Source organism: Streptomyces lincolnensis, assembly GCF_001685355.1.
Classification (GTDB): domain Bacteria; phylum Actinomycetota; class Actinomycetes; order Streptomycetales; family Streptomycetaceae; genus Streptomyces; species Streptomyces lincolnensis.
The window spans coordinates 6,750,170-6,767,591 of record NZ_CP016438.1 but is presented as its reverse complement, the minus strand read 5'-3'; the positions used below and the strand labels follow the sequence as shown (position 1 = coordinate 6,767,591).

Genomic DNA, 17,422 nt, shown 5'->3' with positions numbered 1-17,422 from the left:
AAGGTTTCCGCCGAACATCGACGTCACCGCAGCTCGGCCAGTATTTCGCAGGACCGGACCAACGGCAGCCTCCGGCCCCTCCTCCATCGGACACGGCGAAGGCCCGGGCCTCCCTCACGGGACCCGGGCCTTCGCCTATCCGGTGACGTCCGTCACGCCGCCACCGGAACCTGCGACGCGGCGCCGTTCTCGGCGGGCGCGAGGGCCAGTTCCAGGACCTGGCGGACGTCCGTGACGGCGTGGACGTCGAGCTTGTCCAGCACCTCCGCGGGCACGTCGTCCAGGTCGGCCTCGTTGCGCTTGGGGATGACGACGGTGGTCACCCCGGCCCGGTGCGCGGCGAGGAGCTTCTGCTTCACGCCGCCGATGGGCAGCACGCGTCCGGTCAGCGACACCTCGCCGGTCATGGCCACGTCGGTCCGCACCAGTCGCCCGCTGAGCAGCGAGGCCAGCGCCGTCGTCATGGTGACGCCCGCGCTCGGCCCGTCCTTCGGCACCGCGCCCGCCGGGAAGTGGATGTGCACGCCCCGGTCCTTCAGGTCGGCCACCGGCAGTTCCAGTTCGGCGCCGTGGGACCGCAGGAAGCTCAGCGCGATCTGCGCGGACTCCTTCATCACGTCACCGAGCTGCCCGGTGAGCGTCAGCCCCGCGGCCCCGGTCTCGGGGTCGGCGAGCGAGGCCTCCACGAACAGCACGTCGCCGCCCGCGCCCGTGACGGCGAGGCCCGTGGCCACACCCGGCACCGCGGTCCGCCGTTCGGCCGGGTCCTGAGCGGACTCCGGCACATGGTGCGGCCGTCCGATCAGCTCACGCAGATCCTCGTCCTTCACGACGAACGGCAGCTCCCGCTGCCCCAGTTCGTGCTGGGCGGCGACCTTCCGCAGCAGCCGCGCCACGGAGCGCTCCAGATTCCGCACACCGGCCTCACGCGTGTACTCACCGGCGAGCTTGCGCAGGGCGCTCTCGTCGATGACGACCTCGCCCTCCTCGATTCCGGCACGCTCCAACTGCCGCGGCAGCAGGTGGTCCCGGGCGATGACGATCTTCTCGTCCTCGGTGTACCCGTCGAGCCGGACCAGCTCCATCCGGTCGAGCAGCGCCTCCGGAATGGCCTCCAGCACATTGGCCGTGGCCAGGAAGACGACATCGCTCAGATCGAGTTCGACCTCCAGGTAGTGATCCCGGAAGGTGTGGTTCTGCGCGGGGTCGAGCACCTCCAGCAGAGCAGCCGCCGGATCCCCTCGGAAATCGGACCCCACCTTGTCGATCTCGTCGAGGAGCACCACCGGATTCATCGACCCGGCCTCCTTGACGGCCCGCACGATCCGCCCGGGCAACGCACCCACATACGTACGCCGGTGCCCACGGATCTCGGCCTCATCCCGCACCCCACCGAGCGCGACCCGGACGAACTTCCGTCCCATCGCGTGCGCGACGGACTCGCCCAGCGAGGTCTTACCGACACCGGGCGGCCCGACGAGCGCCAGTACGGCACCACCACGCCGGCCACCGACAACGCCCAGGCCCCTCTCGGTACGACGCTTGCGCACCGCGAGGTACTCGGTGATCCGTTCCTTCACATCCTCCAGACCAGCATGCTCGGCATCCAGGACGGCCTTAGCCCCCTGAATGTCATAGGAATCCTCGGTCCGCTCGTTCCACGGCAGTTCGAGCACGGTGTCGAGCCAGGTCCGAATCCAGGACCCCTCGGGCGACTGATCACTGGACCGCTCCAGCTTGTCGACCTCCTTGAGGGCGGCCTCCCGCACCTTCTCGGGCAGATCGGCGGCCTCCACACGCGCCCGGTAGTCATCGGACTCCTCGCCCTCCGACTCCCCGTTCAGCTCGCGCAGTTCCTTGCGCACCGCCTCCAACTGCCGCCGCAGCAGGAACTCCCGCTGCTGCTTGTCGACGCCCTCCTGGACATCCTTGGCAATGGTCTCGGCGACATCCTGCTCGGCAAGATGATCACGGAGCTGCTGCGTGGCAAGCTTCAGCCGGGCCACCGGATCGCCGGTCTCCAGCAACTCCACCTTCTGTTCGGTGGTCAGGAACGGCGAGTACCCGGAGTTGTCGGCCAGGGCGGACACGTCGTCGATGGCCTGCACCCGGTCCACGACCTGCCAAGCACCACGCTTACGCAGCCAGGCGGTCGCCAGCGCCTTGTACTCCTTGACCAGTTCACCCACATGTCCGGGCAGCGGATCAGGCACCACCTCATCAACCCGCGCGGCCTCCACCCACAGCGCCGCACCCGGCCCGGTGGTCCCGGCCCCGATCTTCACCCGGCCAAGCCCACGGATCAGCGCACCCGGATCCCCGTCGGCCAGCCGGCCGACCTGCTCGACCGTGCCGAGCACACCCGTACCCGCGTACGTCCCCTCGATCCGTGGCACCAGCAGAACCTTGGGCTTCCCGGGCTCAGAACGCGCGGCAGCCTGAGCAGCCTCCACCGCGGCGCGCACATCAGCGTCATTCAGGTCCAGCGGAACCACCATCCCGGGCAGCACGACCTCATCGTCGAGCGGCAGCACGGGCAGGGTGAGCGGTGTGGACGTCGAAGCCATGATCTCCCCTTCGGCAGTCAAGTTGAGCTATGCCGACTCAATGCGTGGCCGCGGCGGAATGTTCCCCGGCCGCCGTTCGCTCTGAGCGATCACGTTTGGGACGGGGGTGCGCCTATGGGGTGCGGGGTGCTGTCGTCTGGCGTCTGCGGGTCCGTCGTGGCTGGTCGCGCAGTTCCCCGCGCCCCTAAAAGAAGGCGTCCGCAGTCGCCGTAGGGCAGGTCGTGCGGGTTTCGCCTTCTGGGGTGCCTGTTCGGTCGTATGGCGGGTGCGGGTTCGTTGTGGCTGGTCGCGCAGTTCCCCGCGCCCCTGGAAAGCGGAAGTCGCCGTCGGGCATGAGGTGCCCCCGGCTGTTGGCGCCCTGGCCGCCCACGGCGGTAAGGGGACGGGGCGGGGGGTGTCCGCCCGCAGCGTCCGGCGTCCAACACGCAGCACCTCTAGAAGACACAGCACCGCCGGACCGAGGACGGACACCCCCCGCCCCGGCCCCGACCCACAACGCGACCCTGGGCGCTACATCCGCCCCCACCGGACCCGCACAGGCGCCGCAGGCATCCGTACCAGCGGCCAGACGGCGATCCCGATACCGAAGGCGATCAAGTGCCCCCAGTTGGTCATCGGATCGGCGAACGCGACCAGATCCGAGACGAGCATCCACCCGAACACCCCGAGCAACGGCCACCGCACCCACGGCGGAAGCACCCCACCCAACGCCCCCACCCCCGCGGCCACACCAAAGCTCACGCCGTAATCAAGACGATGCAGCGAACTGTCGGGCAGATACCCGACCAACACCCCCACCCCCACCGGCACCTCGGTGGCCAGCGTGGCGAGAACATGCCCGAGCAGAAAGACACAGGCGGTACGCACCCCACCCACCCGCCGCTCCAACGCGGTGAGAACGACCAGGAACCCGACCGCGAACGGCGAGAGCAACCCCCCGGCAACCCACAACGCACTGGCCACCAGCACCACCACAGGCATCCGCACCAGATGCGCCACATCAGTACTGGACCCCTGGTGCAGGGCACGCACCAGCGCCGGAGAGCCATACGCAGTGATCAGCGAAGTGACGACCAGGACAGCGCCGTAGCCGAAGGTGAACGGCGTCCCGACAGGCGTGGGAAGCACCCGCCAAGGCCGAGGAAGGCGCCGCCGTTTCCGCACCCGTCCCGGAGACGGCGCCGAAGGACCACCCCTCTGCCGCGGCACCCCGTCCAGCAACCCCGAGACATCCGGAAGGCACGCGTCCTGAACAGGCTGACGTTCCACGCCGAGGCGCCCCTTCCGCTCCACTCCCCGCTACGCCCCAGCCTCCGCTCCCTCACCCACCCTGTCTGTGACCCCCACCACCCCAACTCCGATTCTCAGCAACTTCGAAGGCACCTCATACGCGATACGCGAGGATGTCGGGATGTTCACCTCGTACGACATCCCGGAAGTCCTGGACCGCCGCGAGGGCCCCTACGGCGAGGTGGTGCTCCGACGCCACGGCGACCTGCTCCAGATCATCGCCAACGGCTGCTTCCTGATGGACACATCGGACGGCCGCTCGGAACGCCGCCTGGTGGACGCCGCACTGGACACCCTCGACGAACGCCCCACCCCCACACACGCCCCCACAGACACCCCCGCCCCCACTCCCGCCCCCCACCTGCTGATCGGCGGCCTTGGCGTCGGCTTCTCCCTGGCCCACGCCGCCGCAAACCCCCGCTGGGGCCGCATCACGGTGGTCGAACGAGAGGAGGCGATCATCGACTGGCACCAGAACGACGGCCCCCTGTCCCCCCTCACGGCGCAGGCCCTCGCCGACCCCCGAACAGAGATTCTGAAAACCGATCTAGTCGCATTCGTCAATGAGACATGCGCCACTTTCGACGCGCTCTGCCTCGACATCGACAACGGCCCCGACTGGACGGTGACGGACGGCAACGAAGACCTGTACGCACCGACCGGACTCACAAGCTGCGCAAGGGCGTTGAAGCCGGGCGGGGTACTGGCCGTATGGTCCGCCCAGCCCTCTCCGGAATTCGAGGGAACCTTGCGGAATGCCGGATTCAAACGGGTGCGTACCGAAGAGCTCCCCGTTGCCCGGGGCGTTCCCGACGTCGTGCATCTCGCCGTCCGACCTGGATAGCAAAGGCGACGTGACTCCCCGTACCCTGCTTCCCTGACGCCGATCATTCAAGCGTCAAGCGCAGTCATGCGCAGACAAGGGATCACCCCACTGGTTCCGGAATTGCACACCTCAGGGGCGGGCGATGGAGCAGACACACACCTCCCACAACGGCACGACGGCAACCCCGGGCGCCCAGCGCCGGGTCCTGGTCGTCGAAGACGATCCGACGATCGTGGACGCCATCGCGACCCGCCTGCGCGCCGAGGGATTCCTCGTGCAAACGGCGGTCGACGGTCCGTCGGCGGTCGACACGGCCGAGGCCTGGCAGCCCGATCTGCTGATCCTCGACATCATGCTGCCCGGCTTCGACGGTCTGGAGGTCTGCCGTCGTGTGCAGGCCGCCCGGCCGGTGCCGGTCCTCATGCTCACCGCGCGCGACGACGAGACCGACATGCTGGTCGGGCTCGGTGTCGGCGCGGACGACTACATGACCAAGCCGTTCTCGATGCGTGAGCTGGCGGCACGGGTCCACGTGCTGCTGCGCCGCGTGGAGCGCGCGGCGCTGGCCGCAGCGACCCCGAGGAGCGGCATCCTGCGCCTGGGCGAGCTGGAGATCGACCACGCCCAGCGCCGGGTGCGGGTCCGGTCCGAGGACGTCCACCTCACGCCCACCGAGTTCGACCTGCTGGTCTGCCTGGCCAACACCCCGCGCGCGGTGCTCTCCCGCGAGCAGCTGCTCGCCGAGGTGTGGGACTGGGCGGACGCCTCCGGCACCCGCACGGTCGACAGCCACATCAAGGCCCTGCGCCGGAAGATCGGCGCCGAGCGGATCCGTACGGTGCACGGTGTGGGCTACGCCCTGGAGACGCCCACGCCATGAGCGACGGTCCGGCCGGACGGAGAGGCCCCCAGGACTCCTGGGGGGGCGTGAGCCCGTTCTCGATCAAGACCAAGCTGGGCGCGCTCGTCGTCACCTCGGTCCTGATCACCACGGGTCTGTCGATGATCGCGGTGCGCACCAAGACGGAGCTGCGCTTCATCACGGTCTTCTCGATGATCGCCACACTGCTCATCACGCAGTTCGTGGCGCATTCGCTCACCGCTCCGCTGGACGAGATGAACGCGGTGGCCCGGTCCATCTCGCACGGCGACTACACCCGCCGGGTGCGGGAGAACCGCCGGGACGAGCTGGGCGACCTGGCCGAGACCATCAACCGCATGGCGGACGAGCTGGAGGCCCAGGAGCGCCAGCGCAAGGAACTCGTGGCGAATGTCTCACACGAGTTGCGCACACCCATCGCGGGCCTGAGAGCCGTGCTGGAGAACATCGTCGACGGCGTCACGCAGGCCGACCCGGAGACGATGCGTACGGCGCTGAAACAGACCGAGCGCCTGGGCCGGCTGGTGGAGACGCTGCTGGACCTGTCCCGCCTCGACAACGGCGTCGTACCGCTGAAGAAGCGCCGTTTCGAGGTGTGGCCGTATCTGTCGGGCGTGCTGAAGGAGGCCAACATGGTCGCCTCGGCGCGCGCGGGCATCGCGTCCGGGTCGGGCACCCACACCCGGGCGGACGTGCATCTGCACCTGGACGTGTCGCCGCCGGAGCTGACCGCGCACGCGGATCCGGAGCGCATCCACCAGGTGGTGGCCAACCTCATCGACAACGCGGTCAAGCACAGCCCGCCGCACGGCCGGGTGACGGTCAAGGCGCGGCGCGGGAGCTATCCGGAGTCGCTGGAGCTGGAGGTCCTGGACGAGGGTCCGGGCATTCCGCGCTCGGAGTGGCACCGCGTCTTCGAGCGGTTCAACCGCGGCAACATCACCCGGCCGCACGGTCCGGGCAGCGACGGCGGCACGGGGCTCGGGCTGGCGATCGCGCGCTGGGCGGTGGATCTGCACGGCGGCCGGATCGGAGTGGCCGAATCCGAGCGGGGCTGCCGGATTCTTGTCACCCTTCCGGGACTTCCATCTCTGCCAAGTTGACGTAAAGTTCGAAGCGGAGCCACAAGATCCACGGGCGTTCCGCGTCGGCGGACCCGTGTGATCAGGCAGAGGCCCGCGCCATGACCGCGCAGGGGCCCGCCGAGCTCATCCCAGGTGAAGCGGAACCACGCTTGTTTCCCGCCATTTCCACCCCCGAAACCCGCTGTTTGATGTGACTTACGCGACGATGAACGGGCCCGACCTGACCTTCCCGGTCAGCAAGGCGTAGCCTTAATTCCCGCTGTCCATCACCTTGTGAAGCGGAAGAGGGCGGTTGCCGCCGTGTCGCCACAGTCCCCCAGTAACTCGAGCATCTCGACCGACGACCAAGCCGGGAAGAACAACCCCGCTGCCGCGTTCGGTCCCAACGAGTGGCTCGTCGATGAGATCTATCAGCAGTACCTCCAGGACCCGAATTCGGTAGACCGAGCCTGGTGGGACTTCTTCGCCGACTACAAGCCGGGCGCGGCCGCCGCCCCGGCTCCGGCGGGTACCGCGGCCGCGGGGGCCGCGGGCACCACCGCTCAGCCCAAGCCTGCCGCCGCCCCGCCGGCCCAGGCGCCCACGCAGGCCGCAGCGCCCGCGCAGGCTCCGGCTCAGGCCGCTCCGGCGCCCGCCGCGAAGCCCGCGGCCGCCGCTCCGGCGCAGGCCGCCGCCCCGGCTCCCGCGAAGCCCGCCGCCGCCAAGCCGGCGGCGAAGGCCGCGGCCGCCGACGGTCCCGAGCTGGTGACGCTGCGCGGCCCCGCCGCCGCGGTCGCGAAGAACATGAACGCCTCGCTGGAGGTGCCCACGGCCACGTCCGTGCGCGCGGTCCCGGTGAAGCTGCTCTTCGACAACCGCATCGTCATCAACAACCACCTCAAGCGCGCCCGGGGCGGGAAGATCTCCTTCACGCACCTGATCGGGTACGCGATGGTGCAGGCCATCAAGGCCATGCCGTCGATGAACTACTCCTTCGCGGAGAAGGACGGCAAGCCGACCCTGGTCAAGCCGGAGCACATCAACTTCGGCCTCGCCATCGACCTGGTGAAGCCCAACGGCGACCGTCAGCTGGTCGTCGCGGGCATCAAGAAGGCCGAGACGCTGAACTTCTTCGAGTTCTGGCAGGCCTACGAGGACATCGTCCGCCGCGCCCGCGACGGCAAGCTGGGCATGGACGACTTCACCGGTGTGACGGTCTCCCTGACCAACCCCGGCGGCCTCGGCACCGTCCACTCGGTGCCGCGTCTGATGCCCGGCCAGTCGGTCATCATGGGCGTCGGCTCGATGGACTACCCGGCGGAGTTCCAGGGCACCAGCCAGGACACGCTCAACAAGCTCGGCATCTCGAAGGTCATGACGCTCACGTCGACCTACGACCACCGGGTCATCCAGGGTGCCGCCTCCGGCGAGTTCCTGCGGATCGTCGCGAACCTCCTCCTCGGCGAGGGCGGCTTCTACGACGACATCTTCGAGGCCCTGCGCATCCCCTACGAGCCGGTCCGCTGGCTCAAGGACATCGACGCCTCGCACGACGACGACGTCACCAAGGCCGCGCGCGTCTTCGAGCTGATCCACTCCTACCGGGTCCGCGGCCACGTCATGGCCGACACCGACCCGCTGGAGTACCGCCAGCGCAAGCACCCCGACCTCGACATCACCGAGCACGGTCTGACGCTGTGGGACCTGGAGCGCGAGTTCGCCGTCGGCGGCTTCGCCGGCAAGTCCCTGATGAAGCTGCGCGACATCCTCGGCGTGCTGCGCGACTCGTACTGCCGCACCACCGGCGTCGAGTTCATGCACATCCAGGACCCCAAGCAGCGCAAGTGGATCCAGGACCGCATCGAGCGCGCGCACACCAAGCCGGAGCGCGAGGAGCAGCTGCGCATCCTGCGCCGCCTGAACGCGGCGGAGGCCTTCGAGACCTTCCTCCAGACGAAGTACGTAGGCCAGAAGCGCTTCTCGCTCGAAGGCGGCGAGTCGGTCATCCCGCTGCTGGACGCGGTCATCGACAGCGCGGCGGAGTCCCGCCTCGACGAGGTCGTCATCGGCATGGCCCACCGCGGCCGGCTGAACGTCCTGGCGAACATCGTCGGCAAGTCGTACGCCCAGATCTTCCGCGAGTTCGAGGGCAACCTCGACCCGAAGTCGATGCACGGCTCCGGCGACGTGAAGTACCACATGGGCGCCGAGGGCGTGTTCACCGGTCTGGACGGCGAGCAGATCAAGGTCTCGCTGGCCGCCAACCCCTCCCACCTGGAGGCGGTCGACCCGGTCCTGGAGGGTGTCGTCCGCGCCAAGCAGGACGTCATCAACAAGGGCGGCACGGACTTCACGGTCCTGCCGGTGGCGCTGCACGGCGACGCGGCCTTCGCGGGCCAGGGCGTGGTCGCGGAGACGCTGAACATGTCGCAGCTGCGCGGCTACCGCACCGGCGGCACGGTCCACGTGGTCATCAACAACCAGGTCGGCTTCACGGCGGCGCCCGAGTCCTCGCGCTCCTCCATGTACTCGACCGACGTGGCCCGCATGATCGAGGCCCCGATCTTCCACGTGAACGGCGACGACCCCGAGGCGGTCGTCCGCGTTGCCCGGCTGGCCTTCGAGTTCCGCCAGGCGTTCAACAAGGACGTGGTGATCGACCTCATCTGCTACCGCCGCCGCGGTCACAACGAGTCGGACAACCCGGCCTTCACCCAGCCGCTGATGTACGACCTGATCGACAAGAAGCGCTCGGTGCGCAAGCTCTACACCGAGTCCCTCATCGGTCGCGGCGACATCACCCTGGAAGAGGCCGAGCAGGCTCTCCAGGACTACCAGGGCCAGCTGGAGAAGGTCTTCACGGAGGTCCGCGAGGCCACCTCCCAGCCGGCGTCGGCCGAGCCGTCCGACCCGCAGGCCGAGTTCCCGGTCGCCGTGAACACCGCGGTCACCGCGGAGGTCGTCAAGCGGATCGCCGAGTCCCAGGTCAACGTCCCCGACCACATCACCGTCCACCCGCGTCTGCTGCCGCAGCTCCAGCGCCGGGCGTCGATGGTCGAGGACGGCACGATCGACTGGGGCATGGGCGAGACCCTCGCGGTCGGCTCCCTCCTGCTGGAGGGCGTCCCGGTCCGGCTGTCCGGCCAGGACTCCCAGCGCGGTACGTTCGGCCAGCGCCACGCGGTGATCATCGACCGTGAGACGGGCGAGGAGTTCACGCCGCTGATGTACCTCTCGGAGGAGCAGGCGCGTTACAACGTCTACAACTCCCTCCTCTCCGAGTACGCGGTCATGGGCTTCGAGTACGGCTACTCGCTGGCGCGTCCCGACGCGCTGGTGATGTGGGAGGCCCAGTTCGGCGACTTCGTCAACGGCGCCCAGACGGTCGTGGACGAGTTCATCTCGTCGGCCGAGCAGAAGTGGTCCCAGACCTCCGGCGTCGTCCTGCTCCTGCCGCACGGCTACGAGGGCCAGGGCCCGGACCACTCCTCGGCCCGCCCGGAGCGCTTCCTCCAGCTCTGCGCCCAGAACAACATGACGGTCGCGACGCCGACCTCGCCGTCGAACTACTTCCACCTGCTGCGCTGGCAGGTGCACAACCCGCACCACAAGCCGCTGATCGTCTTCACCCCGAAGTCGATGCTGCGTCTGAAGGCCGCGGCGTCCTCGGCGGACGAGTTCACCACCGGCCAGTTCCGCCCGGTCATCGGCGACGCTTCGGTCGACCCGGCCGCGGTCAAGAAGGTCGTCTTCACGGCCGGCAAGGTCTACTACGACCTCGACGCCGAGCGGAAGAAGCGCGGCGTCACGGACACGGCGATCATCCGCCTGGAGCGCCTGTACCCCCTCCCGGGTGCCGAGGTCCAGGCCGAGATCGCCAAGTACCCGAACGCCGAGAAGTACCTGTGGGCCCAGGAGGAGCCGGCCAACCAGGGCGCCTGGCCGTTCATCGCCCTCAACCTCATCGACCACCTCGACCTGGCGGTCGGCGCGGAGGTCCCCCACGGCGAGCGCCTGCGCCGCATCTCCCGCCCGCACAGCTCGTCCCCGGCCGTCGGTTCCGCGAAGCGGCACCAGGCGGAGCAGGAGCAGCTGGTGCGCGAGGTGTTCGAGGCGTGAGCCTCTGAGGCCTGACGGCACTGTTGGAAGGGCCCGTTCCCGGGATTCCGGGGGCGGGCCCTTCCGTCGTGTCGTGTCAGGTGGTCTGCGGTTCGAAGTCCCAGTAGATGCGGCGGCCGTTGTCCTCGTCGAGCGCGGCCCGCGCGACGCGGGTGAGGCGATGATCGCCACCGAGGCACTCAGTGGCCCGCGCTACGGTCTCCCGGCCGAGTTCGGCTACGACAGCACGGTCAGGGCTGCTGGCGACGACGTTCACGGCACAGCCGAGCGTCCAGGGGTGAGCCGCCCCCACGGCCTGTGTCATGTCGGCGAGTGCCCGTTCCCCCAATGCGCGCGCCTGCCTGTGCTCGCCGACGGTGCGGAGGATGAGGGCGTGGTTGGCCCGCGCTCCCGCCGAGTACGGGTGTGCGGAGCCGAGTCGGCGCTCGTACCTGTCCACGACGGCCTCACTCAGCCGACGGGCGTGATCGACATCGCCGTGCTCACGTGCGTAACAGCAGCGCGCGACCGCGAACATGAGGGTAAGAGGGTCGTCCTTGCCGAGAAGCCTTTCGCACCTGGCCAGTACCGTGGCGAACCGCTCTCCGGCACTCACGGTGTCGCCGGTCCGGTACTCGCATTGCGCCAGGTTGTAGAGCGCTTGGAAGGAATAGGGGTGGTTGTCCCCCAATGCCTCCCGGTACTTGCCCACGTTGGCCCTCTGCCGATGTTGGGCTTCCTCGTAGCGGCCCATGAGCCGTAGATCGGTCGCCCAGTGGACCTCTGAAAGCAGGGTCCAGAAGTGGTCGGCCCCCAACACCCGCTCGCGGGCCTGGAACACACGCTGGTTGATCTCGGCAGCTTCGCCATAGCGGCCGAGCAGCCTGAGTGAAACAGCCACGTTGTTCACGGCCGCCAAGGTGTCCTCATGTAGTTCACCACGAAGCACTCGATAGCTCTCATGGACCTCCCGCGACAGATCGAGCGCCTCCTCGAAACGACCCAACGCTCGCAGATCAGCGGCGAGACCGCTGGCAGCGCGCAGGTACCGGCTGTCTCCCACCCCGCCCACCGAGCGGAACTGCTCCACCGCCGCTCGGCTCACAGCCTCGCTGTTCCGGTAGTCGCCCACGACGCGCAGCAGGTTGGCGTAGTGATGCCCAAGATCCCAGAGCAGGTCCGCGTTCCCGTCCCGAAGTTGCTGCCAGACGGACATGGTCTGCTCGGCCAGCCGGATGCCCGTCTCGTACTCGCCCGAAACGTAGAGGTACCGCAGGCAGTTGAAGACCAGTTGCTGGGCTGCCTCGGCATCGCGGAACAGCACGTCCGTGTACTCCAGGTGCGGGACCAACTCGGCGTAACGCGACCACGTTCCGGCCTCGTTCGGGTTACCGGGATCGGCAGCCACCAGTGCTCGCCAGGCCACATCAGCGAGTTCCCACTTCTCCTCTTCAGACATGTCGTCCCGGACGGTCTGGTGCACCATCCGGTGCATGGCCAGGACGTCACCTGAGGAGCCCTGCGCCGGATTCTCAATGCGGACCACCGAGTACGTGCGCAGTTGCTGTACAGCTTCGCTCCACCGCCCGGGATCCGTGAGCAACTGGGCCACGGCAGGCGGCAGACCGTCGACCGGCGTCTCCCGCAGCAACCGCAGAGGCACGGCGTCAGGTGCGAAGAACGTGCACAACCGCAGCAGCAGCACGGAGTCCGGACAACCCGCCCGCAGCCTCTCCAGCAGTACCGCCCAGGCCGCCCGGAACGTCATGGGGAAATCGGAGGACACCACGAGGTCGTCCGTGACGGAGTCCCTGGCAAGGAGTTCCAGATACTCCGCCACGGACATGCCCGACTCGTCCAGCCACCCGGCCGTCTGGTCGAGAACCAGCGGCAGGTCCGCCAGAGCCTCCGCGAGTTGGCAGGCGTCATCATCGGTCAGCCGTGGTGCACGCCGGCGGATGAAGTCCACCGACTCGGCACGATCGTAGGCGGCTACCTGGACCAGCGCGCTGTTGTGATCGCCCCAGTCCTGGTTGCAGGACGTGATGAGCACATGGCCCGGTCCGTTCGGTACGAGGTCCCGGACCTGATCCGGATCGTCCGCACCGTCCAGGATCAGCAACCAGCGCTCATACGGCTCCCCTCTGCGCAGCGCCTCGCGGACCGCGCGGAATCGCTCACCGTGGCCGGTACCGGTCGACAGTCCCAGCGCCGGCGCCAGGTCGGCGAGGCCCTGCCGGAAGGCGGCGCGGCTGCCCGCATTGATCCACCAGACGACGTGGTATCCGTACGCGAAACGATAGGCGTATTCGGCGGCCAGCTGCGTTTTGCCGACGCCCGACAGGCCGCACAGAGTGACCCTGCTCTCGCGTTGAAGTCGCTCGTACGCCGTGTTCAGCAAGGCGACCCGGCCGGTGAACCGCTCGTTGCGTTCCGGGATCCTGCCCCACACCCGAAGCGTGTGCACCGGGAAGGGCGGCTCGTCGACGGCGCCGGTGGTGGCGCGCGGTTCGGGTTCGGCGGACAACGCGAGTCGGCCCAGGAGTCGGCGTTCGGCCTCATCGGCGCTGACGTCGTACAGGCTGCTGATGTCAAGGCCGTATGTCGACTGCTGCGAAGGAGCCACCATCACCACAGCGACTCGCTCGGCTTCAGGAATCAGTACCTCGCGCAAGGCCGCGTCCCACTCCCCTTCGGTGTGCGCGCCGGACAGGAGGTACTGGTCACTGAGGAGCAACAGAACCGGGCCCGGGGCGAGGAGCAGGTCGCGCAGCGACTCCTCCAAAGAAGCGCCCGGCGGTGGGTCCCACCTCTGGAGCACGACCCGGTGCCCACGTTGTTCCAGGCGGTGGCCGATCCAGTCGGCCCAGTCCTGGTCGAAGGGGGTGAAGCTGATGGTGATCGTCTGCCGGCCGAGGCGCGGTCGCCGTTGCGTCGGACTTGATGGCTTGTCTACGCCGGGTGTTGTCGTAGACCGGATGTCAGTGACTCGCGTCCCTGTCGTCGGCTCCTGACTCCACGGGATGTCACCCGTCCGCTCCGACGGCCGTACCGACGAGGCTCGTTGTCGCATCACCTCGGCCAGTCGGGCCGCCGGTGCCTGCCCCGGCTCGCGTTCCCTTACCTCAGACCGCAGTTCGGCCTTACGGACGGGCACGCCCCACTGGTTGCTGACCGTGAGCCACAGGGCGCCGTGGCCGGTGGCCCGCCCCGTGGAGACCTTGAAATGGGCGGGGCCGTAGGTGCCGCCGAAGCGGTGCAGGACGACACTGGGCTCGTCGAGGACGGTACACACGAAGTACGGGGAACCGTCGAGGGCGACGGTGAAGGTGAACTCCTCCTCCGGGTAGGGCCACACCCGTTCGGGGTCCGAGCCCTCCGGGAGCGGGCCGCGCAGATCGACGGTGACGAGGTAGTCGCATTCCGTCTCGGCGACCCGTGGCCAGGCCACGACCGGTTCGATGAGGAGCGGGTGCTCGTCGAGGTTCACCATGGGTCCCCTCCCCCGGCACTGTGCTCCTCGCCGGCGACGAGCCGCAGAGTGGTGCGCGGATGCCCGTAGTAGTGGAACATGAACGCGTAAAGCAGCCGCAGGACCCTTTTCTGTCCGACTTTGTCGACCTGTCCGTCATCGTTGCGCGTCGTGGGGATGGCCGCCAGTGTGCCGAAGTCGTGGACCGCGCGCGCACGGAAGTCCCGCAGTGTCTCGGTGATGGGGAGGTCGGGGCGGGCCGCGACCTCCTTGAGGAGGCGGCGCACCAACGCCCGCGCCTCCTGGTCCCCGACCTTGCCGGCTGTGACGATGCAGCCACCCGCGCCTTTGCGCAGGAAGAGTTCGGCGAATCCGCGCAGCGCCTCCTCGCCCTGGACGTGGTTGGGCACGAAGCGGCCCGAGTGACAGGCGTTGAGGCAGACCAGCGAGCGGTCCTCGCGCAGCACGTGCATGTCCCGGGTGTTGAACTCTGCCCACGTCCGGTCTCCGAGCGTCAGTCGCATGACGACCTCGCCGTATGTGCCATGACACCCCATGTAGACGAGCCCGGTGCGATCGTCGGGCATGGGAAGGTCCAGCGCCTGGAGGAACGGTGTCATCGTGTCGTGCACCGCGTGGTCGTACGGCGAGAAGACGCTGCCGTCATCGGTCATGTCCTCGTGAAGGTAGGCGAGGACCCGGCCGCGGCAGGGGCCGGTCTCGCGCGGCAACCCCTCGTCCTCACCATGGACGGTGGTCCAGCGAGCCATGACGAGCAGGGCGCCCAGCAACCCGCCGCCCAATCCGTGCTGTTCGTCGGCGGGCACCCAGAACAGTTCCCAGGGCAGCTCGAATCCGGTGTCGTCCCACACGATGAGGCGCAGTCCTTCGCCGTGCCGTTGGCGTATTCGGTTGATCCACTCGGCGAGTTCGCCCTGGTTCGCCGACCAGTGCTGGATCGCTCGCAGGGTCTCGGACGGGAACTCGCCCTTCTCCTGGAGCATGCCCAGACTGACGGCGGGCGCCATGAGCCGGGTCGGTCCGGTCCGGCAGGTGACCGTGAGGTCGCCACAGGCTCCCTGGAGCTGGTACCCGTCGTACCCGCCCGCGCCCACGGCCCGGACCACCCGCAGCACGGCACAACCGTCCTCCAGGCGCTCGTACGGCCGCCCTGGACCGCTGCCCGTTCCCGAGGGCGGCCCGGACGGGCGGCGTAAGTGGAGTACGGCGGCGGATTCTCGCCTGGCGGCCGACTGCAACGCGGGGAACGCGGCCCGCCGTATCGCGGTGCCGGTGCCCGTGAGCCAGCGGGCGGCACGCGGCGGCTCACCGCTCACCGGCACCGCCTCCCCCGCGCGTCCGGACGCGCGCCGACGGCCCTTCCAGCACCACGCCGCCCAGCGCCTCCGCGAGCGAGAACGGCAAGCTCCCGTACGGCTCCCGCCCCGCGTCGATCACGGCGACCCGCAGCCGCGTCCGGTCCATGGCGCTGACACCCGCGGCGGCCTTCAGGGTGTCCTCCACGCCCTCGGTCCCCACCGGACTCCTCAACCTCCCTGTGCGGCTAGCCCTCAGTGGCACATTGCCCCTGCCGTCCGTCACCACGACCAGCCATGCCTCGGTGAGGCTGTTGCCGTGCTGCCGGAAGGACCTACGCAGTGCCTGGACCGCCTGCTCCACACCGTCCGCGAGCGGGCTCGCCCGCCCCACCGGCCGGTACAGCGCGGGCAGGATCCTGGGATCGAGGACACTGCGTGCCGCGAAGGACTCGGCACGCAGTTCATTGCCGGTCTCCGCACTCCCCACCTCGATGATGTGGACTGCGGCGCGTCTGGTGTACGCCCATTCCAAGAACGGCGTGAGCGTGTCCTGCCAGTCCCAGTCACCGCCCCGACAGGTGTGGTCGAGAAGCAGTACGAGCATGTGTTCCGGGGAACTGGCACGGACATGGCTGTGCAGGTCGACGGGCGAGACCGTGAACTGCTCTGTCCGCCGGATGCGCTGGTGCACGGCGGCCTCCCGCACGGTACGCACATGGGCGATGTCGCTCAGGTCCGTGGCCCGCCGCGTCCCGATCACCACCCCGCGCAGGGAGGCCGACCCGGCCGTACGCTGCCAAGGGCTGCGCAACGGAGCGAAGTCCCGCAACGCCTCGGCCTCGTCCTCCGGATACGGAGTGGCGAGAACGGTCTGAACGCCGCCACGCCCCGCTCCGACCCCTTCGGCCGGCTCGGTCTCCAGCAGCGGCTGCCCGGTTTCAGCGGCACCGGGAATGTCCTGTCCTGTATGCCGCCGTTCTCCCATGCCTTCCGACGGACGGTTGCTCGGGTGGGGCGACCGCGACGCGGAGCCCGAGGCACCGCCGGTCGGTTCCGCACGCCCGGCCCCCTCCGCAACGGCAAGCCCCATCAGCCGGGCCGCCGCCGCACAGTGCTCACTGGTGGCCGTCCCCTCACCATCGAGCGTGGCCAGGGCACGGGCGAGTCGTGCAAGGGAGAGCTCCCTGCGCATATTGCTCTCCGGCCCGAGCAACTCGTGTACGCGGTCCAGGGCTTCGTCGCTGACGGCAGCGGTCGGCACCAACGCCTCCTGGGCGTCGCGTGCGATGTCCAGCCAGGACGGTGGAAGCATCCCGAGCAGGTGATCGGCCGTTGGCAGCCGGAGACCGCAGGTAGGCAGACGAAGGGCGAACCTGTCGAGTAGATGACCCGTGGGACGTCCCGCGTCGGCGGATCGGCAGGCGGCCAGCCAACGAGCCCGCGGTCGAGCGCGATGGCTCAGCCCCCCGTACTCCACCACGGTCACGTCGGCGCCCAGCAGTTGGACCGCGGCCCGCATCCCGGCGACGCTGAGCCTGGTCAGGTCCGGCACGACGACCAGCGAGGGCGGCCCGGACCGCCCGTCCGTCTCGATCAGCGGGCCTGGCTCCATGCGGAACGAGATGCCGCCGTCCTCCCGTTGGAGCACGGGGCGTGTCCACAGGTCCTCGTCCCGGCTGGCGGCACTCAGCATGACCGGCGGCCCGGGAGAGTGAGGATCGCCGGTCAGTATCCGCGCGAAGAGACGCGCCACCGGGTCGAGCAACTGCGGTTCCAGGTCGAAGAGCAGCACTCCGGACAGCGCTGGGTCGACGGCGGCACAGACGAGGGCACGGCACAGCCTCACAGCGAGTTCGTCGGGCTCCTCGACTTCCGTCGACGGCACATTCTCGGCAGGCATGTCGGC

General features: G+C 69.0%; 9 protein-coding genes. 4 read left to right on the top strand and 5 right to left on the bottom strand.

Annotated elements, in window-relative coordinates:
* Window positions 1-152 precede the first annotated feature (152 nt).
* Together lon and SLINC_RS30270 are read right to left on the bottom strand one after the other, a co-directional pair.
* Window positions 153-2,567 carry an endopeptidase La gene (gene lon, locus SLINC_RS30275; RefSeq protein ID WP_067439500.1) on the bottom strand — a complete coding sequence of 805 codons (2,415 nt, stop codon included), beginning with the start codon at window positions 2,565-2,567 and terminating at the stop codon, window positions 153-155.
* Window positions 2,568-3,077: 510 nt separating this feature from the next.
* Entirely contained in the window at window positions 3,078-3,860 is a 783-nt protein-coding gene (locus tag SLINC_RS30270; protein WP_079164804.1) for a rhomboid-like protein, read from the bottom strand.
* Window positions 3,861-3,978: 118 nt separating this feature from the next.
* On the opposite strand from SLINC_RS30270, the gene SLINC_RS30265 reads away from it, so the two are divergent.
* The 4 genes from SLINC_RS30265 (at window position 3,979) to SLINC_RS30250 (ending at window position 10,746) form a co-directional block, all read left to right on the top strand.
* Complete coding sequence (locus SLINC_RS30265; RefSeq protein ID WP_067439496.1) at window positions 3,979-4,701, top strand: spermidine synthase family protein; 723 nt, start codon at window positions 3,979-3,981, stop codon at window positions 4,699-4,701.
* 124 nt (window positions 4,702-4,825) lie between these two features.
* The gene (locus SLINC_RS30260; RefSeq protein ID WP_067439493.1) at window positions 4,826-5,563 is read left to right on the top strand and encodes a response regulator transcription factor; all 738 of its coding nucleotides are present in this window, start codon (window positions 4,826-4,828) and stop codon (window positions 5,561-5,563) included.
* Window positions 5,560-6,666, top strand: a complete 1,107-nt coding sequence (locus tag SLINC_RS30255; RefSeq protein WP_067439490.1) for a HAMP domain-containing sensor histidine kinase — start codon at window positions 5,560-5,562, stop codon at window positions 6,664-6,666. Before SLINC_RS30260 ends, SLINC_RS30255 begins: the two co-directional genes overlap by 4 nt.
* 282 nt (window positions 6,667-6,948) lie before the next feature.
* Window positions 6,949-10,746, top strand: coding sequence for a multifunctional oxoglutarate decarboxylase/oxoglutarate dehydrogenase thiamine pyrophosphate-binding subunit/dihydrolipoyllysine-residue succinyltransferase subunit (locus SLINC_RS30250; RefSeq protein WP_067439487.1), 3,798 nt, complete (start codon window positions 6,949-6,951; stop codon window positions 10,744-10,746).
* Between the two features lie 76 nt (window positions 10,747-10,822).
* Here the strand turns inward: SLINC_RS30250 and fxsT are convergent, their stop codons facing one another.
* From fxsT to SLINC_RS30235, 3 genes are read right to left on the bottom strand one after another with little or no spacing between them, the layout of a single operon-like run.
* On the bottom strand, window positions 10,823-14,218 hold the full coding sequence (gene fxsT / locus SLINC_RS30245; protein WP_067439484.1) for an FxSxx-COOH system tetratricopeptide repeat protein: 3,396 nt from the start codon (window positions 14,216-14,218) through the stop codon (window positions 10,823-10,825).
* Window positions 14,212-15,534 carry a CHAT domain-containing protein gene (locus SLINC_RS30240; RefSeq protein WP_225988311.1) on the bottom strand — a complete coding sequence of 441 codons (1,323 nt, stop codon included), beginning with the start codon at window positions 15,532-15,534 and terminating at the stop codon, window positions 14,212-14,214. Before SLINC_RS30240 ends, fxsT begins: the two co-directional genes overlap by 7 nt.
* Window positions 15,524-17,416 carry a hypothetical protein gene (locus tag SLINC_RS30235; protein ID WP_067445866.1) on the bottom strand — a complete coding sequence of 631 codons (1,893 nt, stop codon included), beginning with the start codon at window positions 17,414-17,416 and terminating at the stop codon, window positions 15,524-15,526. Before SLINC_RS30235 ends, SLINC_RS30240 begins: the two co-directional genes overlap by 11 nt.
* Window positions 17,417-17,422: the final 6 nt, after the last annotated feature.

Coding starts and splice junctions, on each gene's coding strand:
- lon (WP_067439500.1), bottom strand. CDS start 2,567: ATGGCTTCGACGTCCACACCGCTCACCCTGCCCGTGCTGCCGCTCGAC.
- SLINC_RS30265 (WP_067439496.1), top strand. CDS start 3,979: ATGTTCACCTCGTACGACATCCCGGAAGTCCTGGACCGCCGCGAGGGC.
- SLINC_RS30260 (WP_067439493.1), top strand. CDS start 4,826: ATGGAGCAGACACACACCTCCCACAACGGCACGACGGCAACCCCGGGC.
- SLINC_RS30255 (WP_067439490.1), top strand. CDS start 5,560: ATGAGCGACGGTCCGGCCGGACGGAGAGGCCCCCAGGACTCCTGGGGG.
- fxsT (WP_067439484.1), bottom strand. CDS start 14,218: ATGGTGAACCTCGACGAGCACCCGCTCCTCATCGAACCGGTCGTGGCC.
- SLINC_RS30235 (WP_067445866.1), bottom strand. CDS start 17,416: ATGCCTGCCGAGAATGTGCCGTCGACGGAAGTCGAGGAGCCCGACGAA.